The organism is Novosphingobium huizhouense, assembly GCF_020179475.1.
Lineage (GTDB): Bacteria > Pseudomonadota > Alphaproteobacteria > Sphingomonadales > Sphingomonadaceae > Novosphingobium > Novosphingobium huizhouense.
Window position 1 is genome coordinate 49988 of record NZ_JAILXZ010000001.1, and the last position, 19750, is coordinate 69737.

A 19750-nucleotide genomic window follows, 5' to 3' on the forward strand; every position below is an offset into this window, starting at 1 on the left:
CGTCGTCAGGCCTGGAGCAGCGCCGGCAGCTTGCCGCGCATGCCGCGCGCCTCGTCCATGAAGAAGCGCTTGAGCGTCGGGCTACGCTGCACCCCCGCCATGCCGAAGCGGCGGATCGCCGAAGGCAGGCGGCCGGGCAGACCGAATAGCCGCGTCAGCACGTCGGTCGCGCCCGCCACCATGAAGGTATCGAGTGCGCGCCAGCGCTCGTAGCGCGCCAGCAGCTGCGCATCGCCCGGCTCGAGGCCCAGCCGCGCGCCTTCGCTCAGCACCTCGACCAGCGCGGCGACGTCGCGCAGGCCGACATTGAGACCCTGCCCCGCAATCGGATGCATCCCGTGCGCGGCGTCGCCGACCAGCGCCAGCCGATCGGCCACGACCTTGGCGGTATGGTGGAAGTTGAGCGGATAGGACGTGCGCGGGCTGGCGAGCTCGATCGGCCCGAAGATCCCGTCCATCCGCCGCGCCACTTCGGACAGGAACGCCCCCTCGGGCAGCGCCAAAACGCCGGCGGCATCCTTCTCCGCCACCGTCCAGACCAGCGCCGAGCGGTGCCGTCCGTTCTCGTCGTCGAGCAGCGGCAGCAGCGCGAACGGTCCTGCCGGATAGAAGATTTCCCAGGCGACGTTGTCGTGCGGCTTTTCGTGCCACAGCCCGCTGATGATCGCGCGGTGGCCATAGTCCCAGCGCGCCGGGGCAAAGCCCGCCTCGTCGCGCGTCGGCGATTGCCGCCCTTCGGCGCCGACCAGCAGGCTCCCCTTGAGCACCTGGCCGTCGGCCAGCGTCACCGTCACCCCGTGCGGCCCCCGCTCGCGCGTCTCGACCCGGGCATTGGTGATGAAGGTGATCGCCTCCTCGCGCGCGGCGGCGGCGTACATCGCGATCCGCAAGTCGCGGTTCGCGTACATCCGCCCCAGCGAGCCTTCGCCTTCCTCGGGGCGGAAGTCGATCCGCCCCGGCTTCATCGCGTCGGTCACCGCGATCGCATCGATCGGGCAGCCCTTGTCGCGCAGGTCCTCGGCGATGCCGAGGTTGGTGTAGAGGTTCCAGCTCGCGGTCGAGATCGCCGAGGCGCGGCCGTCGAACCCTTGCGCCGTCGTCGCCGCCGGGTCCGAGCTGTCGACCACTACGCTGGTCAAGCCGTGCCGCGCGAGGCCGATCGCCAGCGTCATGCCGACGAGACCGCCGCCGAGGATGATCACGTCGGCACGCGCCGCACCTTCACCCTTCTGTTCGTTCAATTGGTCGCTCCACAGGTCGTGCCGGGTCCGGCGTCTAGATCGAGGCACCGTCCATCGAAAGTACCCTCGGGTACCTTGAGCCCGATCAATCCGGCAAGGCTCGGCGCGATATCCACCGTCTCGACCGGGTTCGGCTGCTCGAACGGGGTCATCCCGGCCCGCCAAAACAGGATCGGCACGCGCCGGTCGTAGTCCCACGCCGAACCGTGCGTCGCCACGATCCCCGGCATCGGCCGCACCACCGGCACCACGCCGCGCTTGAGTACCACCACGAAGTCGCCCGACAGCGGCGCGTAGTACGAGGCGCGCGCGCGGTCCAGCAGGCTCCAGGTTTCGGGGCTGCCCTTGGGGGCGGGCGCGGCGGCGAGCTCGCTTGCGGTGAACACCGCCTCGACCTGCGGCTGCACCATCAGCACCGCCTTCGCCGCCTCGACAACCTTCGCCTTCTGGTCGGCCGGCACCGCCTTGTTGACCCAGAAGTCGCCGAACGCGCCGTCGCCGAGGATCAGGTCCTTGGCCTCCATGCCAAGCTTCGCCGCCACTGCCGCGGAGATCTGGTCGGGCAGCAGCGAGGCCGCCGCGCGCTGCGCCGCCGGCAGCGCCTGTTCGCGCAGCCGCTCGGGCAGGTCGAAGCCGCCATGGTCGGCGGTCAGCACCACCGCATAGTCGACGTGGCGATCGTCGAGCGCCTTGAAGAAATCGCCCAGCGCCAGGTCGAGCTGCTGCATCTGGATGCACATTTCCGCGCCCTCGGTGCCATAGGCGTGGCCGACGAAGTCGGTCACCGACAGACTCACCGAAAGCATGTCGGGGGCCGCGCCCTTGCCCAGCTTCATGCTGTCGACCAGCTCGGTCGCAAGGTCGAGCGTCGCCCGGTCGAGCCGGGGCGAGGCGCGGAAGGCATTGGCGTCGCCCGCCGCCATCGCGAAGCGACCGGTGCCCACGCTGAACCCGCTCGGCGTCGGCGCGGGCGCGGCCGCCGTCAGCGAATTGGCGATGCCAACGCCCCCGCTCGCCGGCGCGCCGCCGCCCAGCGCAATCGCCCGGTCGTGCGCGCCGCACCATGCGGGCAGCGCAAAGCCGGGCGCGCCCTGCGCAAGCACGCCTTCGAGGCTCCTGTTCTCGGCCAAGGCCTCGGGCGCAAGCGTGCGCCCCTCGAGCGTCGCAAAGCCCTTGCCCTTCCACCAGTAGACCTGGTCGATCGCGTGCCCGCCCATCATCAGCGCGCCACGATCCTTGCCCGAGACCGCGACGTTGCGGCTCGTCGGCCAGACCGCCTTCATCCGCTCGCCCAGCGTCGGCACCAGCAGGTGCCCGGCCGAAGCGACATAGTCCTTGGGGTCTGCCGCCTGCTTGGTCTCGTCCTCGGCGCAATAGACCGCCTTCTTGCCCCGTGCGACCGACTGGTCGATCCAGGTATTGGCGATGATCCCGGTGCGCGCGGGATGCATGCCGGTCAGGATCGTCGAATGACCGGGGCAGGTCTCGGTCGCGGCATGGCTCTGGTAGCCCGCCGGAAACGCCATGCCGCCAGCCAGCCGCGCGAGCCCGCCGGTGAAATGGCTCCGATATTGCGCAAACAGATCGGCCGAAAACTGGTCGACCGCGATCGCCACCAGCAGGCGCGGCGCCCCCTTGACCGGGCCCATCGGCTGCACCTGCGGCGCGGGCTGGCTCATGCCGGGACCGGCCTTGGCGGGCGCCGCAGGCTTGGCGTGCGCACCCAGCGGCAACATCGCGGCGGCAAGCAGGAGCAGGGCTTTCGAGCGGATCATCGTGGAGGCATTCCTATGGCTCTTGCACTATGGGCGGCACTGGACTCGCGTTCAATGCACCCTTAAGCGCGGGGTGTGGCCTCGCCGGCCGAACGGCGCAAGGGGCCGTACCAGCCGGAAGGGCCAGTTCGTCCATGCGCCCCAATAATTTGACCGCGAATGTGACCGCACGGTTGCTCGCCGCGCTTTTTGCCGTGCTCGCCGCGCTGGCGATCCCGGCAAGCGCGCAGGCCAATCACATCACCGCAACGCTCGTAGCCGAAAAACCGGCGGCGCCGGGCGGCGAAGTCCTGCTGGCAATCGCGATGCAGCCCGAGAAGGGCTGGCACGGCTACTGGGTCAACCCCGGCGATGCCGGCCTCGGCCTGACGCTCGAGTGGACGCTGCCCAAGGGCGCGAAGGCGGGCGAGCTGCAATATCCCGTGCCGCAGACGCTGCTGGTGCAGGGGCTGATGAACCACGTCTACGAACACGCCTACGCCGTGCTCGTGCCGCTGACCCTTCCCGCCGACGCAAAGCCGGGCACCACCCTGCCGATCAGCGCGAAGGCGCAATGGCTCGCCTGCACCGAGGCGATCTGCGTGCCCGAGCAGGCGGACCTGCAGGGCGCCGTCACGGTCGGCGAAGGCGCCTCCGATCCGCGCTTTTCCGCCTGGCGCGCCGCGCTGCCCGCCCCGCTCGACCGGGCGGGGACCTTCGCGGTAACGCCGAAGGGCCTCAGTCTCGCCATCCCCTTCCCCGCCTCGGCCGCGCTCGAACGCCCGCACTTCTTCATCGACGGCGACGGCTTGGTCGATTACGCCGCGCCGCAAGCCTTCCGCCGCAAGGGCGACCTGCTGATCGTCGACCTCGCCCGCGCCAAAGTGCCGAGCGCCGAACAGCCGACGATGGTTTCGGGCGTGCTGTCGCTCGGCGAAGGGCGCGGCGGCATCGCGCTCGCCGCCAAAGCAGGGCAGGTGCCCGATGGCGGCGCGCCGCTTGCCGGAACCGCTGCGCCCGCCTTCTCCGCCGCCGCGCTGATCGCCGCGGTGCTCGGCGCGCTCGCGGGCGGGCTGATCCTCAACGTGATGCCCTGCGTGTTCCCGATCCTCAGCCTCAAGGCTTTGGCGCTCGCGCGCGGCAATTCCGCCCACGCCCGCAGCGAAGGCCTCGCCTATACCGCCGGCGTCGTCCTCGCCTGCCTCGCGCTGGGCGCGGCGATGCTGGCCCTGCGCGCGGCGGGCGAACAGGTCGGCTGGGCGTTCCAGCTACAGGACCCGCGCGTCGTCGCCGTGCTTCTGCTGCTGGCAGCCACGATTACCGCCAACTTCGCCGGGCTCTACGAACTGCCGGGCCTCTCGGTCGAGCGCGGCGCGGGCGCGATGGGCGCGTTCGGCACAGGGCTCCTTGCGGCCTTCGTCGCCACGCCCTGCACCGGGCCGTTCATGGCCGCGGCGATGGGCGCGGCGCTGCTGCTGCCGACCTGGGCCGCGCTCGCCGTCTTTGCCGCGCTCGGCCTCGGCCTCGCCTTGCCGTTCCTCGCGCTCGGCTTCATCCCGCCCTTGCGCCGCCTGCTCCCCCGGCCCGGCGGCTGGATGGAAAAGTTCCGCCGCTTCATGGCCGTGCCGATGGGCTTCACCGCCCTCGCCCTTGGCTGGCTCGCCTGGCGCGTCGGCGGGCCGACCTTCCTCGCCGTGCTTGCCGGAACCGCCGTGCTGCTGCTGGGCGCGCTCGCCGCCGTCGGCGTCACGCAGCGCAAGGGCAAGCCGGTCGCCCTGCTGTTCGCGATCGCAGCGCTGATCGCGATCGGCGGCATCGTCGGCTTGCCGCCCGCCAAGCCGGCCACCGCGCGCGAAGCCAGCCTGCTCGCCGCCCAGCCCTTCAGCGAGGAGGTGCTGGCCCGTGCCCGCGCCTCGGGCAAGCCGGTCTTCGCCTACTTCACCGCCGACTGGTGCCTGTCGTGCAAGGTCAACGAAAGCACCTCGATCGAGCGCGAGGCCACCCGCGACGCCTTCGCCAAGGCGGGCGTCGTCGTCCTCGTCGGAGACTGGACCCGCCGCGACGAAGCGATCACCCGCTTCCTCACCGCGCAGGGCGTCGCGGGCGTTCCGCTTTACTTGTGGTATCCGGCCAAGGGCGAGCCGCAGAAACTGCCGCAAGTGCTGACGCCCGAAACGCTGCCGGGGCTGGCGGGAGGTCGAGGGCAATAACCGTCATGCCAGCAGAAGCTGGCATCGCCCCCGTCGTGAAAGAACGCAGACCTACAAGCTCTGCCCGTCGTCCACCGTGATGTGCGAACCGGTCACGTATTCCGATGCGTCCGAGGCGAAGAACAGCATCGGGTCATCGAGCGCGCTGATGTCGGTCAGGCGGCGGCGCGGCCAGCTGGCGATCTGCTTGGCGCCGCCTTCGCTGTCGAACCATTCGCCGTCGATCTCGGTGCGGATGTAGCCCGGCTGCACGGTGTTGACGTTGATGCCCAGCCGCGCCCATTCGCGTGCGAACTGGCGGCCGAGGTGGACCACGCCGGCCTTGCTCGCGGCATAGGCGGCATCGCCCTGGCCGGTCATTTCGGCGGTGATCGATCCGGTCAGGATGATCCGCCCGCGCCGGCTTTCCTTCGATCCCGCCTTGATCATCCGCCGCGCGCCCTCGCGCGCGGTCAGCCAGACGCCGTTGAAGTTGGTGTCGACCACGCGGCGCATGGCGTCGGCCGGAAGATCGACCGAGCGCCCCGCCTCGGCAATACCGGCGTTGGCGACGACCACGTCAGGCGCGCCGAAGGTCCCTTCGGCGGCATCGAAGGCGGCGATGATCGAGGCTTCATCGGTCACATCCATCGACACGGCAAGGCAGCGCCCGCCCCCCGCCTCGATCTCGGCCGCAAGCGCCGCGATCCTATCGGCCCGCCGCGCGCCGATCACCACCGCCGCGCCCGCCGCGGCGAACAGACGCGCAAACCGCGCGCCAAGGCCCGACGACGCGCCCGTGATCAGCGCAACGCGGCCTTCGAGCGAATAGCGGGGCTTGTCCATCATCTCTCTCCCATCACCGAACGATTAAGCGGGCGCTTAACAGACCTGTGAACAAGGTCGAGTCAGAACTTGTTGTCCCTCGGAAACCCGTTGGGTGGCAGCCGCCCGGCCGCACCGCGCGCCACCTTCCAAGGTAGCAGGTCCTTTTCCACCCGCACGCGCCCGCTCTCGCCGCCCATCGTCCAGATGAGGCCATCCTCAAACCTCAGCGTGACGAGGTCGGCCATCCCGCCATCCTTGTAGCGCTGCAGCGTCACGCCCTGCCCCTTGGCTAGGATCGGCACTTCGGACAGGGCGAAGATCACCAGCTTGCGATTGTCGCCGATCACCGCCACGTGGTCGTGCTCGGGCGCGATTTCGCGCACGTGGGTCAGCCTGACCCCCGGCTTGGTCGAGACCACGCCGCGCCCCTTACGCGTTTCGGCGAGCAGTTCGTCCATCTCGGCGGTGAAGCCACGCCCGGTGTTGCTGGCGAGCAGCAGCTGGCCCTTGGCCTTCCACGGCAGGATGGCGACGATCTGCGCCTCGGGATCGATGTCGACCATCGTGCGGATCGGCTCGCCAAAGCCGCGCGCGCCGGGCAGCTTGTCGGCGCCCAGCGTGTAGAACCGCCCGTTGTCCGCCGCCACCAGCAGCTTGTCGGTGGTCTGCGCATGGAGCGCGAAGGCGGGGCCATCGCCTTCCTTGAACTTGAAGTCGCCATCGAGCGGCACGTGCCCCTTGGCCGCGCGGATCCAGCCCTTGGCGGACAGGATCACCGTCACCGGCTCCTTCTCGATCATCGCGTCCATGTTGAACTCGCGCGTCGGCGCGGCTTCGGCAATCGAGGTGCGACGGCGGCCGAGCGCGGTCTCCGGCCCGTATTCCTTGCGCAGCGCGTTCAGGTCGCGCTTCAGCCGCGTGCGCTGCCGCGCCGGACTGTCGAGCAGCTTTTCCAGCTCCTCCTTCTCGGCCAGCAGCTCGTCGCGCTCCTTGCGCAGCTCCATTTCCTCGAGCTTGCGCAAACTGCGCAGCCGCATGTTGAGGATCGCTTCGGCCTGCCGGTCGGTCAGGCCGAACTCGGCCATCATTACCGTCTTGGGCTCGTCCTCGGTGCGGATGATCTCGATGATCCGGTCAAGGTTGAGGTACGCGATGATGTAGCCTTCGAGCAGCTCCAGCCGCGCGGCGATCTTTTCCAGCCGGTGGCGCGACCGGCGCAGCAGGATGTCGATCTGGGCTATCACCCATTCCTGCAGCAGCAGCTTCAGCCCCAGGACGCCCGGCGTGCGGTGCGCGTCGAGCACGTTGAGGTTCAATCCGAACCGCGTCTCGAGGTCGGTCAGCCGATAGAGCGATTCCTTGAGCAGTTCGGGATCGACGTTGCGGCTCTTCGGCACCAGCACGATCCGGATCGCCTCGTCCGATTCATCGCGCACGTCCTCCAGAATCGGCAGCTTCTTGTCGGCGATCAGCGCGGCGATCTGCTCGATCAGCTTGCTCTTCTGCACCATGTACGGGATCTCGCTGACGACGAGCTGCCATTGCCCGCTGCCCAGCTTTTCGATGCCCGTGTCTTCCCAGGCGCCGTCTTCTCCCTTGCCGGTCGAGAACCGCCCGCGCACCCGGATCGAGCCGCGCCCGCTTTCATAGGCGGCGGAAATCACCGCCGGGCTGTCCACCACCACGCCGCCGGTCGGAAAGTCGGGCCCATGGAACACCTCCATCAGCTGGGCATGCTCGACCGCCGGATTTTCGATCAGCAGGAGCGTCGCATCGACGATCTCGGTCACGTTGTGGCTGGGGATGTTGGTCGCCATTCCGACCGCGATCCCGCTCGCCCCGTTGGCGAGCAGATTGGGGAACAGCCCCGGGAATATTTCGGGCTCCTCGTCCTCGCCGTTGTAGGTCGGAACGAAGGCGACGGTGCCTTCGTCGAGCCCCGCCATCAGCAGCATCGCGGTGCGGGTCAGCCGCGCTTCGGTGTAGCGGTAGGCCGCGGCGTTATCGCCATCGACGTTGCCGAAGTTGCCCTGCCCCTCGACCAGCGGGTAGCGCAGCGACCAGTCCTGGGCGAGGCGCACCATCGCGTCGTAGACCGAGGCATCGCCGTGCGGGTGGTACTTGCCGATCACGTCGCCCACCACGCGCGCCGATTTCTTGAACGCATCGGTGGGGTTGAGCTTCAATTGCCGCATCGCCCAGAGCAGGCGGCGGTGCACCGGCTTCAGCCCGTCGCGCAGGTCGGGCAGCGAGCGCGCGGTGATCGTCGAGAGCGCGTAGACGAGGTAGCGCTCCGACAGCGCGGAATCGAACGGCGCATCAACGATCGCATCGAAGGGATCGGGCTCGGACGTGGTGCTGGGCATAGGCGATCCTTCCTAGAGCCATTTCGGGCGCGATGAAATCACCCGTCGCCTCGGAATTCGCGCCGTATCAACAAGGCGGCGCGATGGGGCGTGGCCGCGCGAGGAACTGTCACGTTGCCTGCTCATTATGGCGGGGCGAATCCCCCTCCCCTCCCTTCCCCCCCCCGGAGTTTCCACCATGGCCAAGCGCGTGCTCATCATCGCCACCGACGGCTTCGAGCAGTCGGAGCTGATCGAACCCAAGAAGCTGCTCGAGGCGGCCGGCTACCAGACCGTCGTCGCCAGCCCCAAGGTCGGCGAGATCAAGGGCTGGAACCACGGCGAATGGGGCCAGTCGGTCCCCGTCGACGCCGATCTCGACGATGTCTCCGCCGACGATTTCGACGCGCTCATGTTGCCCGGCGGGCAGATGAACCCCGACGTGCTGCGCATGGACGAACGCGCGATCGCGCTGGTCGAGGAGTTCGACGACCTCGGCAAGCCGATCGCCGCGATTTGCCACGGCCCCTGGCTGCTGGTCGAGGCCGACATCGTAGACGGCCGCACCGTCACCGGCTGGCCCTCGATCCGCACCGACCTCGAGAACGCCGGCGCCGACGTGGTCGACGAGGAAGTCGCGATCGACGACAACCTCATCACCAGCCGCAAGCCCGACGACATCCCCGCCTTCACCCAGGCCCTGATCGACGCGCTCGAAGCGCAGGAAGAAGACGAGGAAGACCTCGACGAGGACGACGAGGACGAAGAGGAAGACGACGAAGTCGAAGAGCTCTGAGCCCCCGCCTGCCCAACAGATCCTCCCCGTTTTTGCGAAGCACAAACGGGGAGGGGGACCGCCCGCGAAGCGGGTGGTGGAGGGGCAAGCGAGGTGGAGGGCCAGGAAGCCCCTCCGTCAGCCTTTCAGGCTGCCACCTCCCCATTTGCACTGCGTGAGAACGGGGAGGACCCGGCGCCACAGGCGTGACTGGATACCTGTCGTCATCCTAGCGAAAGCTGAGAGCGCTGAACGCCCTCGCTTTATGCCCGCGCCCCAGCCCGGCGTCGCGCAGCCGCCTAACGGCCCTGCATGTCGCGCGCCTCTTCGGGCACGCGCACTTCGAGGCCGTCGAGCGCCTCGGTCAGTTCGATCTGGCACGACAGGCGGCTGGTGCGGGTAACCCCGGCGGCGAGGTCGAGCATGTCCTCCTCGTCCTCGACTGCGGGCACGAGCCGGTCGAACCACTCGGCCGAGACGATCACGTGGCAGGTCGAGCAGGCCATCTGCCCTTCGCACGTGCCTTCGAGCGGCAGCCCGGCGTTCTGGCCCAGCTCGAGCAGGCGCTGGCCTTCCGCGCCCTCGGCCTCGATGCGCGTGCCCTCGGCAGTAACGAACGTGACCCGAACCATCCGGCTAGACTCCTTGCGCCCGCACCGCAGCGTCGATCGCCGCGGCGGCCCGTTCCAGCTCCTCTTCCCCGGTATAGCGACCGAAGCCGATCCGGATCGCGTTTCTGGCATCCTTGTCCGACAAGCCGATCGCGCGCAAGACATGGCTGGGCCGGCCCGAGCCGCTGGCGCAGGCCGAGCCTGCGGAAATCGCCACGCTGCGACATTCGGACAACAGTCGCGCCACGTCGAGCCCCTCGCGCCGGATGTTGAGGTTGCCGTGCCAGCGCTGCCCCTCGCTGCCGTTCATCGTCCAGCCAGCGAAGAGCTGGCGCGCCTTCGTCCACAGCCGCTCCACGTGTTGTCCATCGCTTTCCCACCAGGTTTTGCACAGGGCAGCCGCGGCGCCGAACCCGGCGCAGAGCGCAGAGCTCAGCGTGCCCGAGCGCAAGCCGCCTTCCTGCCCGCCGCCGTGGATCAGCGGGAACAGCTCGACGCCATCGCGCACCCACAGCGCGCCCACGCCCTTGGGGCCGTAGAGCTTGTGCGCAGAGACCGCGATCAGGTCGGCGCCCTGCGGCGCGGCGAGCTTGCCCGCGCCCTGCACCGCATCGCACAGGAACAGCGCGCCCATCGCTCTCGCCCGTGCCGCGAGAGCTTCGACCGGCTGGATCGTGCCGATCTCGTTGTTGACCTGCATCACCGCGACCAGCTCGGTGCCCTCGGGGATCGCGACGTCCGCGGCGACCAGGCCCTCGCCGTCCACCGGCAGCAGCGCGGTCTCGGGATCGACGAAGCGCGCGGTGTCGAGCACCGCGGCGTGCTCGATCGCCGAGACCGCCAGCCGGGTGGCGTGCGAGCCCTGGATGGCGAGGTTGATCGCCTCGGTCGCGCCCGAGGTGAAGATCACGCGGCCTCCCGGCGGCAGCAGCGCGGCGACCTGCTCGCGCGCCACCTCGATCGCGGCGGCGGCGCCGCGCCCGGCGCGGTGCGCGCTGTGCGGGTTGGCGAACCCGGTCCCCTCCGCCCCGCCGAGCCAGGGCAGCATCGCCTCGCGCGCTTCGGGAGCGAGCGGCGTCGTCGCCTGGTAATCGAGGTAGATCATGCCGCAATGCTCCGCCACGCCGCCACGAAGGCGTCGATCTCGGCCGCGGTCGTCTCGCGCCCGATCGACACGCGGATCACTTCGCCAGCGCCCTCGAACCCCATCGCGGTCAACACATGGCTCGCTTTCAACGATCCCGACGAACAGGCGCTCCCCGCCGAAACGGCAAGGCCCATCCCGTCGAAGCGGATCAGCTGGGCGTTGGCCGAGCGACCCGGCATGCGATAGGCGCCGATGGTGGGCAGCCGCGGCGAGTATGCGGCAACGACTTCACAACCGCTCTCAAGCAACTGTTGTTCAAGTCGTTTACGAAGTTTCGCAGCCTCTTCCATCCAGCCGTTCCCCGTCTCGAGCGCGGCGACCATCGCCAGCACACCGGGCAGGTTCTCGGTGCCGGGGCGATAGCCGCGCTCTTGTCCGCCGGTCGGTTTCAGCATCGCCCAGTCCCGAACCAGCAGCGCGCCGATCCCGATCGGCCCGCCGAACTTGTGCGCCGAGAGCGCGATCAGGTCGGCGTCCGGCAAGGCGATCTTGCCGCACCCTTGCGCGCAGTCGGCGAGCAGCCAGCCACCGCTGTCGCGCACCGCCGCGGCGATCGCATCCAGCGGCTGGATCACGCCGGTCTCGTTGTTGACCTGCTGCACCGCGACTAGCCCGCCGCCGCACGCATCGATCTCGACGATGCCAGCGCTGTTCACGGCCAGCCGCGTCGCTTCGCCCGCCAGCCGGAGCACGGCTTCATGTTCTACCTGAGAAACCGCCGACAGCGGCTTGACTGAGCGTGATATTGTCAGCGCCAGCGCCTCGCTCGCCCCGCTGGTGAACACCACCTCGCCCGGCCAGTCGAGCAGCGCCTTCAGCCGCGACCGCGCCTCTTCCAGCGCCGCCCGCGCCGCCCGGCCCGTCTTGTGCGGGCTCGAGGGATTGGCCCAGATCCGGAAACCCTCTTCCATTGCCGCGTGGGCTTGCGGCAGCAGCGGGGTGGTGGCCGCGTAATCGAGGTAGATCGCCGGCAAAAGGAATCCTTGCAAAAGTTGCTTTTGGGTCACGCGTTTCTATATAGCGGTTGCTTCATTTCCCAAGCCCCGGCGCTCCTGCCGCCGGCGTGGCTTTTCCAGCAAGGTTCACCAGGACACCCGATGCCAGCCGTCATCTTCCCCGGTCCCGAAGGCCGCCTCGAAGGCCGTTTCCAGCCCGCCACCCGCCCCCGCGCTCCGGTCGCGATGATCCTCCACCCGCACCCCCAGGCGGGCGGCACGATGAACGACCGGATCACCCAGGCGCTCTACAAGACCTTCGTCAACCGCGGCTTCGCCACCCTGCGCTTCAACTTCCGCGGCGTCGGCCGCAGCCAGGGCAGCTTCGACAACGGCATCGGCGAGCTGTCGGACGCCGCCGCCGCGCTCGACTGGGTGCAGTCGATCCACCCCGAAGCCAGCACCACCTGGATCGCGGGCTATTCGTTCGGCGCGCTGATCGGCATGCAGCTGCTGATGCGCCGGCCGGAGATCCGCGGCTTCATCTCGATCGCGCCGCCGGCAAACATGTACGACTTCAGCTTCCTCGCGCCGTGCCCGGCCTCGGGCATCATCGTCCAGGGCTCGGCCGATACGGTGGTGACGCCCAACGCGGTGCAGAAGCTGGTCGACAAGCTGCGCACGCAGAAGCACATCACCATCCACCACGACGAAGTGCCGCGCGCCAACCACTTCTTTGAGAACGAGCTCGACGACATGATGCGCGCGGTCGACAACTACCTCGACATGCGCCTCTCGCCCGACTGCCCGATCAAGTAATTGCGCCCACCTGGCGATGCGAACCAGAAGCGCCCGGCCTTGCCGCCGGGCGTTTTCATTTGCCTGCCGCCTGCGCCAGCGTGGCGCCCCCGCTCATCGGCAGCGTCCAGATCACCAGGTTGCCAAGCATCACCGCGGCGAGCACCACCATCAGCCCCGGCCGCTGCCGCTCACCGCGGCGCCAGAGGAACGCAGCGCCCACCAGCAAGGCGATCGCGGCGAGCATCAGCAGCGAGAGAACGGCGTCGAGCATGCCGGTTGCGTTAGTCCGCTCGGCCGTCCCCGCGCAAGGCGGAACCGCGCGCCGCCCCCACCGGTTGCCTGTTGCAGACAACAGGAGCCTTCCCCTCGTGAGCATCTTCTCCAAGATCATGGACGCCATCTCGTTCAAGGGCACCCGCGCCACCCAGACCGGGCAGCACCACGACGCGCCGGTCCAGCACAGCGCCCCGCCACCCTCCCCCGTCCCGTCCGCCGCCGGCGCCGCACCGCAGGCGGCTCCCGCCCCGGCCGTGCCGCCCGCCACCGCCGCCCCGGTGCTCAAGGACGTCGACGTCGAAGCCCAGCTTTCCCAGCTCGCACAGGGCAAGAACCTCAACTGGCAAAGCTCGATCGTCGATCTGATGAAGCTCGTCGGCATTGATTCGAGCCTCGACAACCGCAAGGAGCTGGCGCGCGAACTCGGCTACACCGGCGCGCTCGATGGCTCGGCCGAGATGAACATCTGGCTGCACAAGGCGACGATGCGCAAGCTTGCCGAAAACGGCGGCAAGGTTCCCGCCAGCATGACCGACTGATCGCACGGCGCGATTTGACAGCCCATTTGACACCGCGCGCGCGCCCCGACAGGGTGCGCGCATGGTTGCACCCGAAACGAACACCCTGGCCCGCCGCGCGATCTCCCGCAGGCAGGCCCTCGCCTCGCTCACCGCCGGCAGCTCCGCCCTCGCCGTCACCGCCTGCGCGCCGAGCATCGCCAGCGCCCCGCCGCCGCCCGCCACGCCCGATGGTGCCCGCGCGCTACTCGACGCGATCGCTTGGAACATGCTCGCGCTCTCGCCCGAGGGCGCGACCAGCCTCGGTGTCGATACCGGCGCGCATGCCGACTTGCGCAGCCGCCTCACCGACCGCTCCGCCGCCGGCCAGCGCGCCATCGCCGCCCAAGTCCGCGCCGATCTTGCCCGCGTCGAAGCGTTTGACGCCTCTGCGCTCGACCATTCCACCCGCACCAGCTTTGCCGTGATCCGCAGCGCCTACAGGACCGCGCTCGAAGGCTTCGCGCTTCCCTATGGCGATGTCGCGGTGGGCGGTTATCGCAACACGCCCTACGTCGTGATCCAGAACGTCGGCGCCTATCTCGATATTCCGCGCTTCCTCGACAGCGACCATCCGATCGACACCGCCGCCGATGCCGAAGCCTACCTCACCCGTCTTGCCGCCTACCCCGGCGTGCTCGACGGCGAAACGGAGCGCCTGAAAACCACCGCGGCGCAGGGCGTCATCGCGCCCGACTTCCTCATCGACAAGACGCTGGTCCAGCTCAAGGCCTCGCTCGCCGGCGCGCAGGGCGGCGGCGGCCTGGTCGAATCGATCGCCCGCCGCACCAAGGCCAAGGGCATCGCCGGCGATTGGGAGGCCCGCGCCCGCACGCTCGCCACCGGCCCCGTGGTCGCGGCGCTCGGCCGCCAGATCGCCGAACTCACCCGCCAGCGCGCCCTTGCCAAGCCCGACGCCGGCCTGTGGGCGCGTCCCGGCGGAGATGCCTTCTATGGCTGGGCGCTCAAGGCCAGCACCACCACCACGCTTTCGCCCGAACAGATCCACCAGATCGGGCTCGATGAACTGAAAGCGCTCCACGCGCGGATGGACCCGATCCTGCGCTCGCTCGGCTATACGCAAGGGTCGGTCGGCCAGCGCATGACCGCGCTGGGCGATGATCCGCGCTTCGCCTTCCCCGACAACGACGAAGGCCGCGCCCAGATCATGGCCTTCATCCAGAAGCGCCTCGATTATATCCGCGCGCAGATGCCGCGCGCCTTCGGCAAGCTGACGCGCGGCAACGTCGAAGTGCGCCGCCTGCCGCCCGAGGAAGAGCCCGGCGCACCCGGCGCCTATGGCGGTCCCGGCTCGATCGACGGCAAGATTCCGGGGCGCATGTGGATCAACCTCGGCACCACGAAGCTGCACAACAAGTTCAGCCTGCCCACGCTCGTCCACCACGAAGCGATTCCCGGCCACGTGTGGCAGGGCGAATATGCGCAGACCCTGCCGCTGATCCGGTCGATGCTCGCCTTCAACGCCTATTCCGAAGGCTGGGCGCTCTATTCGGAAACGCTGGGCGATGAACTCGGCGCCTATGATGGCGATCCGGTCGGCCAGTTGGGCTACCTGCAATCCATCGCGTTCCGCGCCTGCCGCCTGGTCGTCGATACCGGCCTGCACGCCAAGCGCTGGACCCGCGAACAGGCGGTGAAGTGGTTCGCCGAAACGAACGGCTCCAGCGTGGCCGAAGTGGCCCCCGAAGTCGATCGCTACTGCAGCTGGCCGGGCCAGGCCTGCGGCTACAAGATCGGCCACACCGAAATCCTGCGCCAGCGCAGCCGCGCCCAGCAGGATCTCGGCAAGGCCTACGACTTGCGCAGCTTCGACGACGCGGTGGTCGGCGGCGGCAACGTGCCGCTCGATGTGCTGGCCGACAACATCACCGAATACATCCGCACGACGAAGGGATGAGGATGAAGGTCGGGGGGCGGGCCGTCGCCCGCCCTGCGGCGTTTACGCAAAAACGTCGGCCACGGCTGGGTTCTTCGGGTCCGGACCATAGCGGTTCGCCCCGCGCGTGCCTTCGAGGCACATCAGCACGAACAGCGCGAACCAGCCGAGGAACGGGATCAACGCCAGCAGCAGCAGCCACCCGGTGCGGTCCTGGTCGTGCAGCCGCCGCACCGAAACGGCAAGGCTCGGCACGATCGTCACCAGCCAGAACAGCCCGGCGACCCAGCTGCCGCGCCCGACCAGACGCGAGCCATAAACGAACGTGCCCGCCCCGCGCGTCACCTCGTTGGTCCCGAACGCCACGTTCAGCGCCACCATGACGAGCACGTAGAACAGCGCGAACATCCAGTATTCGCGCCGCCGCGACCGGCCGGAAAACTCGGCATAGCGGCGATAGGGCAGCAGCATCCAGGTCATCGGCGCACGTCCTTGCACATCAGGTCAGGCAAAGATCGAACTGCCCGACGGGTTCTTGGGGTCCGGGCCATAGCGATTGGCCCCGCGAGTGCCTTCGAGGCACATGAACACGATCACGATGATCCCGCCGATATAGGGGATGAATCCCAGCAGCACCATCCAGCCCGAACGGTCCTGATCGTGGAAGCGCCGCACCTGCACCGCGATCGAAGGGATCAGGCTGCCGAAGATCCAGACCACCATCAGTCCCAGGCCCAGCCAAAACGTGCCGCTGGGCTCGCCGCCGCCAAGGGTCTCGCCCTGCCAGCCGCCCGCCACCATCAGCGCGGCGCAGATGGCGGTGACGATCACGCTCAGCAGCACGAACATCCAGTATTCCATGCGCCGCGAACGCCCCGAAAAGTCGGCGTAGCGCCGGTAGGGCATAAGCATCCATTCCATTGACAGTCCCCCTTGGTCCGTCCGCGATCCGTTGCGGACATCGCCGATTGAGCCACCAATCCCGCCCCTGCGCAAGGCCCCATCCCCGCGCCCATCCTCCCCGGCACGGGGAGGGGGACCGCCGCAGGCGGTGGAAGGGGCTGACCGGACCGCGCCCTCGCACCGCCCCCAAAGGACATCCGCCTCCAAATCGCCGCTCGCGCGTTATGCCTCGCGCAACAGGAGCCGCGCCGATGACGATCACCGCCGAAGACGAGCAATGGATGCGCATGGCGATCGACATCGCCCGATCGAAGGGCTCGGACCCGTCGACCTCGCCGCTGGGTTGCGTGATCGTGCGCGACGGCGAGGTGCTCGGCGCCGAGCGCAACCAGACACAGGAACTGCCCGACGCCACCGCGCACGCCGAGATGATGGCGATCCGCCGCGCCTGCGAGGGCATCGGCGACATGGAGCTGCGCGGCGCGACGCTCTATTCGACGCTCCAGCCCTGCGGCATGTGCACGATGGCGACGATCTGGTCGAAGGTTGGCCGGGTCGTCTACGGCGCCGGCCGCGCCGACGTGCACCGCATGTATTTCGAGGACCGCCACATCAACACGCTCGATTTCATCGCCGACGCATACCGCGACGACATCGAGATCACCGGCGGCTGCCTCGCCGCCGAATGCGCCTCGCTCTACTACGGCCCGAACGACGACGTGCCGGAAGAGGAACAGGGAAATATCTGACGCCCCCCGTCCCCCCCCACGCCACCCCCGCGCAAGGCGAGGGTGACGCGGGCGCGATGGATCAGAACCGGTACCGCACCGTGCCGCCCCAAGTGCGCGGTTGGTTGGTGTAGCCGCTGATCGAATAGGGCTGCGCCGGGCTGTCGAAGGCGTTGAGCAGGTAGCGGTTGTCGCCGATGTTGCGGCCCCAGGCGGTGATCTCCAGCCCCATCGCGAAGGCATAAGTGATCGAGGCGTTCACTTCGCTCACCTCGCGGCGATAGGGCCGCGCCGCGTCGACCGCCGCGGCCACGCCGAAGTCGAGGAACGCGGGCATCCCTTCGACGATCTGCGACGGACTTTCGTAGTGGTAGTCGCCGCGCACGATCAGGTGGTCGCCCCAGGGCAGCTCGAAGTCCTTCTGCGCGGCGATCGTCGTCGCGAGCGAGGGAATGCCCGCCGGATCGGTGCCCGACAGGTCGCCCACCGCCGACAATTCGAAGCTGTCGTAGCGCGCGTCGAGATAGGTGAACGCGGCCGAGAACAGCCAGCCCTTGGCCGGCTTGACCGTGCCTTCGAACTCGATGCCCTTGATCGTCTCCTTGCCCGCATTGGCAAGAAGGAAGCCGCTGCCGGTGAACACGTTCGACTGGAAGCCCTCGATCGACTGCTGGAACAGCGCGATGTTGGCGCTCGCCACCTTCCAGTCGGCCTTGAGCCCGATCTCGTAGACCTTGGCGTATTCGGGCCCGGCAAAGCGCGAACCGTAGCTCTGGTTGACCACGCCGATCCCGGCGCTCTCGATCGCGTTCTGGTCGGCCCCGCTCGGCCGGCTGTCACGCGACAGGTTGATCGAGCTGGCCTTGAACCCCGTCGCATAGCTTGCGTAGAGGTTGACCTGGTCGGTCACGTCGAAGGCGACGCGCGCGGTCCAGCTGACCTTGCTGTCGCGCGTCTTGCCCGGCTCGACCGCATTGGGCACGTTGAGGAACGCCGGCAGGTACTGCAGCTTGCGCAAGCCGAGCAGCGGCGCGGTGCGCTGCTGCGCGCCGGCGCTGATCTGGGCGAAGGCGGCCGGCTGCGCCGCGGCGAAGCCCTGGACCTGCGCCGGCGAGGCGAGCGGCACCCCGAAGAACTGGGTGCCGATGAACTGCGCGATGCCGAAGTTGGTCGCCGCGTTGCGGATCGCCGGGATGTCGAGCTGCGAGAACACGTCGCTCGACTGCACGTCGGTCGAAAAGCGCTTCTTGTCGCGGGTATAGTTGATCCCGCCGGTCAGCGTCACCCGGTCGCCGATCTTGAAGTCGGCCTGGCCGAACAGCGAGATCGCCTCATTCTTGAGCCGGTACTTCTCGTCGAGCCCCTGTCCGTCGGCGAAGAAGCGCCCGGCGAAATTCTGCCCCGACAGCGCGCCGAACGTCGTCTCGAGCGCGTTGAGGTTGAGCGCGTTGCTGCTCAGGCCCCGGATCAGCACGTCGGCATAGCCGCGCGCGTCGGCGCCCCACTTGAGCGCGCCGCCCTGGTCGATCTTCTCGTTGAAGTAGTAGGCTCCGGCAAGGAAGTTGAGCGGCCCCTCGATGTTGGTGGCGACGCGCAGCTCCTGCGTGAAGGTGTCGATCTTCGTGTCGTTCGAGAACGTCCCGATCAGGTCCGCGCTGGTGAAGTCGGCGTCGGTGTCGCTCCGGTTCTTGCTCTTGCGATACGAGGTGATCGAGGTCAGCGTCAGCGGCCCCAAGTCGTAGTCGACCTGGCCCGACAGGCCGTAGTTGCGGATCAGGTTGCGCGGCTCGTAGCTCGAATAGACGCGGTCGTCGTAGATCTTGCGCGGATCGTTGACCTGCCCGCCCAGCAGCGCGATCGCGTCGGTCGCGCTCGACCGGCGCAGGTTCACCGTCGCGCAGCACAGCTCGTCGATCTGCGAATAGTCGCCGATCAACCGCACGCGCAGGCCCGTGGTCGGCTCTGCATAGAGCTGCCCGCGCACGAACCAGCGGTTGCGGTCGTTGACGTCGGCCCCGGTGCCGAGGTCCTTCACATAGCCGTCGCGGCGGTTGTAGCCGCCCGCCAGGCTCACCGCGACCGTGTCCGACAGCGGCCCGGTCACCACGCCCTTGGCGACGATCGCGTTATAGTTGCCATAGCTCACCTCGCCGTTGCCGCCGAAGGTGAAGCTGGGCTTGGCCGTCACGATCGAGACAACGCCCGCGCTCGCGTTCTTGCCGAACAGCGTCGACTGCGGCCCGCGCAGCACCTCGATCCGCTCGACGTCGGGGAAGTCGCCGATCTGCGCCGCCGAGCGCGAACGGTAGACCCCGTCGATGAACACGCCGACCGAAGGCTCGATGCCCGGGTTGTTGGCGCCGTTGCCGAAGCCGCGGATGAAGAAGTTGGTGTTCGCGCTCGACTGCAGCTGGTTCACGCGCAGCGACGGGACCAGGCTCGACAGGTCCTTGATGTCGCGGATCTGCGCCTGTTCGATGGTCTTGCCGCTGGTCACGCTGACCGCGATCGGCACGTCCTGCAGCGTCTGCTCGCGCTTGGTCGCGGTGACGATGATCTGGTCGCTTCCCGCGCCGTCTTCGCTCGCCGGGCCGGCGTCGGTCGCGGGCTGCGCCATTTCCTCGGCGGGCGCCGCGGCGTCCTGCGCCTGCGCCTGCGCCGGCAGGGCCAGGGCGACGCTCGCCAACAGCAGCGCGCGCGGCGCGATCGAAACGGACTTCATGATGTGTGGCTTCCCCTGCTCTTGGTCTTGCTTGCGCGTGG

General features: G+C 68.7%; 17 protein-coding genes. 6 read left to right on the forward strand and 11 right to left on the reverse strand.

Annotation, left to right across the window (positions count from 1 at the left end):
• Positions 1 to 5 precede the first annotated feature (5 nt).
• Both K3A85_RS00245 and K3A85_RS00250 read right to left on the reverse strand, forming a co-directional pair.
• Positions 6 to 1241, reverse strand: a complete 1236-nt coding sequence (locus K3A85_RS00245) for a UbiH/UbiF/VisC/COQ6 family ubiquinone biosynthesis hydroxylase (protein WP_225204490.1) — start codon at positions 1239 to 1241, stop codon at positions 6 to 8.
• Positions 1238 to 3016 carry an alkaline phosphatase family protein gene (locus K3A85_RS00250; RefSeq protein ID WP_225204491.1) on the reverse strand — a complete coding sequence of 593 codons (1779 nt, stop codon included), beginning with the start codon at positions 3014 to 3016 and terminating at the stop codon, positions 1238 to 1240. The genes K3A85_RS00245 and K3A85_RS00250 overlap by 4 nt, the downstream gene beginning before the upstream one ends.
• A 134-nt stretch (positions 3017 to 3150) precedes the next feature.
• On the opposite strand from K3A85_RS00250, the gene K3A85_RS00255 reads away from it, so the two are divergent.
• The gene (locus K3A85_RS00255; RefSeq protein ID WP_404822870.1) at positions 3151 to 5205 is read left to right on the forward strand and encodes a protein-disulfide reductase DsbD family protein; all 2055 of its coding nucleotides are present in this window, start codon (positions 3151 to 3153) and stop codon (positions 5203 to 5205) included.
• Between the two features lie 51 nt (positions 5206 to 5256).
• On the opposite strand, the gene K3A85_RS00260 is transcribed toward K3A85_RS00255, so the two are convergent.
• A complete protein-coding gene (locus tag K3A85_RS00260; protein ID WP_225204493.1) occupies positions 5257 to 6030 on the reverse strand; it encodes an SDR family NAD(P)-dependent oxidoreductase in 774 nt (257 codons plus the stop codon).
• A 62-nt stretch (positions 6031 to 6092) separates the two neighbouring features.
• Complete coding sequence (gene parC, locus K3A85_RS00265) at positions 6093 to 8378, reverse strand: DNA topoisomerase IV subunit A (protein ID WP_225204494.1); 2286 nt, start codon at positions 8376 to 8378, stop codon at positions 6093 to 6095.
• Positions 8379 to 8556: 178 nt separating this feature from the next.
• Here parC and K3A85_RS00270 point away from each other — a divergent pair, with 178 nt between their 5' ends.
• A complete protein-coding gene (locus K3A85_RS00270; protein WP_225204495.1) occupies positions 8557 to 9153 on the forward strand; it encodes a type 1 glutamine amidotransferase domain-containing protein in 597 nt (198 codons plus the stop codon).
• A gap of 278 nt (positions 9154 to 9431) precedes the next feature.
• Here the strand turns inward: K3A85_RS00270 and K3A85_RS00275 are convergent, their stop codons facing one another.
• Genes K3A85_RS00275 through K3A85_RS00285 form a run of 3 tightly spaced genes read right to left on the reverse strand, consistent with a single transcriptional unit; the run spans position 9432 to position 11864 of the window.
• On the reverse strand, positions 9432 to 9764 hold the full coding sequence (locus tag K3A85_RS00275) for a 2Fe-2S iron-sulfur cluster-binding protein (RefSeq protein ID WP_225204496.1): 333 nt from the start codon (positions 9762 to 9764) through the stop codon (positions 9432 to 9434).
• 4 nt (positions 9765 to 9768) lie between these two features.
• A complete protein-coding gene (locus K3A85_RS00280) occupies positions 9769 to 10848 on the reverse strand; it encodes a cysteine desulfurase family protein (RefSeq protein ID WP_225204497.1) in 1080 nt (359 codons plus the stop codon).
• Positions 10845 to 11864: a cysteine desulfurase family protein gene (locus tag K3A85_RS00285; RefSeq protein ID WP_225204498.1), complete on the reverse strand. Its 1020-nt coding sequence runs from the start codon at positions 11862 to 11864 to the stop codon at positions 10845 to 10847. The genes K3A85_RS00280 and K3A85_RS00285 overlap by 4 nt, the downstream gene beginning before the upstream one ends.
• Positions 11865 to 11987: 123 nt before the next feature.
• Between K3A85_RS00285 and K3A85_RS00290 the strand changes: the two genes are divergently transcribed.
• Positions 11988 to 12644, forward strand: a complete 657-nt coding sequence (locus K3A85_RS00290; RefSeq protein ID WP_225204499.1) for an alpha/beta hydrolase — start codon at positions 11988 to 11990, stop codon at positions 12642 to 12644.
• A 55-nt stretch (positions 12645 to 12699) separates the two neighbouring features.
• Here the strand turns inward: K3A85_RS00290 and K3A85_RS00295 are convergent, their stop codons facing one another.
• Positions 12700 to 12897: a hypothetical protein gene (locus K3A85_RS00295; protein WP_225204500.1), complete on the reverse strand. Its 198-nt coding sequence runs from the start codon at positions 12895 to 12897 to the stop codon at positions 12700 to 12702.
• Positions 12898 to 12994: 97 nt separating this feature from the next.
• Here K3A85_RS00295 and K3A85_RS00300 point away from each other — a divergent pair, with 97 nt between their 5' ends.
• Both K3A85_RS00300 and K3A85_RS00305 read left to right on the forward strand, forming a co-directional pair.
• Entirely contained in the window at positions 12995 to 13441 is a 447-nt protein-coding gene (locus tag K3A85_RS00300; RefSeq protein WP_225204501.1) for a DUF3597 domain-containing protein, read from the forward strand.
• Positions 13442 to 13502: 61 nt separating this feature from the next.
• Positions 13503 to 15377, forward strand: a complete 1875-nt coding sequence (locus tag K3A85_RS00305; RefSeq protein ID WP_225204502.1) for a DUF885 domain-containing protein — start codon at positions 13503 to 13505, stop codon at positions 15375 to 15377.
• Between the two features lie 42 nt (positions 15378 to 15419).
• Here the strand turns inward: K3A85_RS00305 and K3A85_RS00310 are convergent, their stop codons facing one another.
• Together K3A85_RS00310 and K3A85_RS00315 are read right to left on the reverse strand one after the other, a co-directional pair.
• Positions 15420 to 15836 (reverse strand): DUF805 domain-containing protein, encoded by a 417-nt coding sequence (locus K3A85_RS00310; RefSeq protein ID WP_225204503.1) that lies wholly within the window; start codon positions 15834 to 15836, stop codon positions 15420 to 15422.
• Positions 15837 to 15860: 24 nt separating this feature from the next.
• Positions 15861 to 16277, reverse strand: a complete 417-nt coding sequence (locus tag K3A85_RS00315; RefSeq protein WP_225204504.1) for a DUF805 domain-containing protein — start codon at positions 16275 to 16277, stop codon at positions 15861 to 15863.
• A 233-nt stretch (positions 16278 to 16510) separates the two neighbouring features.
• Here K3A85_RS00315 and K3A85_RS00320 point away from each other — a divergent pair, with 233 nt between their 5' ends.
• Positions 16511 to 17008 carry a nucleoside deaminase gene (locus K3A85_RS00320; protein ID WP_225204505.1) on the forward strand — a complete coding sequence of 166 codons (498 nt, stop codon included), beginning with the start codon at positions 16511 to 16513 and terminating at the stop codon, positions 17006 to 17008.
• A gap of 61 nt (positions 17009 to 17069) precedes the next feature.
• Here the strand turns inward: K3A85_RS00320 and K3A85_RS00325 are convergent, their stop codons facing one another.
• Entirely contained in the window at positions 17070 to 19709 is a 2640-nt protein-coding gene (locus K3A85_RS00325; protein ID WP_225204506.1) for a TonB-dependent receptor, read from the reverse strand.
• Between the last annotated feature and the right edge of the window lie 41 nt (positions 19710 to 19750).

Coding starts and splice junctions, on each gene's coding strand:
- K3A85_RS00250 (WP_225204491.1), bottom strand. CDS start 3,016: ATGATCCGCTCGAAAGCCCTGCTCCTGCTTGCCGCCGCGATGTTGCCG.
- K3A85_RS00255 (WP_404822870.1), top strand. CDS start 3,151: ATGCGCCCCAATAATTTGACCGCGAATGTGACCGCACGGTTGCTCGCC.
- K3A85_RS00260 (WP_225204493.1), bottom strand. CDS start 6,030: ATGGACAAGCCCCGCTATTCGCTCGAAGGCCGCGTTGCGCTGATCACG.
- parC (WP_225204494.1), bottom strand. CDS start 8,378: ATGCCCAGCACCACGTCCGAGCCCGATCCCTTCGATGCGATCGTTGAT.
- K3A85_RS00270 (WP_225204495.1), top strand. CDS start 8,557: ATGGCCAAGCGCGTGCTCATCATCGCCACCGACGGCTTCGAGCAGTCG.
- K3A85_RS00275 (WP_225204496.1), bottom strand. CDS start 9,764: ATGGTTCGGGTCACGTTCGTTACTGCCGAGGGCACGCGCATCGAGGCC.
- K3A85_RS00280 (WP_225204497.1), bottom strand. CDS start 10,848: ATGATCTACCTCGATTACCAGGCGACGACGCCGCTCGCTCCCGAAGCG.
- K3A85_RS00290 (WP_225204499.1), top strand. CDS start 11,988: ATGCCAGCCGTCATCTTCCCCGGTCCCGAAGGCCGCCTCGAAGGCCGT.
- K3A85_RS00295 (WP_225204500.1), bottom strand. CDS start 12,897: ATGCTCGACGCCGTTCTCTCGCTGCTGATGCTCGCCGCGATCGCCTTG.
- K3A85_RS00305 (WP_225204502.1), top strand. CDS start 13,503: ATGGTTGCACCCGAAACGAACACCCTGGCCCGCCGCGCGATCTCCCGC.
- K3A85_RS00310 (WP_225204503.1), bottom strand. CDS start 15,836: ATGACCTGGATGCTGCTGCCCTATCGCCGCTATGCCGAGTTTTCCGGC.
- K3A85_RS00315 (WP_225204504.1), bottom strand. CDS start 16,277: ATGGAATGGATGCTTATGCCCTACCGGCGCTACGCCGACTTTTCGGGG.
- K3A85_RS00320 (WP_225204505.1), top strand. CDS start 16,511: ATGACGATCACCGCCGAAGACGAGCAATGGATGCGCATGGCGATCGAC.
- K3A85_RS00325 (WP_225204506.1), bottom strand. CDS start 19,709: ATGAAGTCCGTTTCGATCGCGCCGCGCGCGCTGCTGTTGGCGAGCGTC.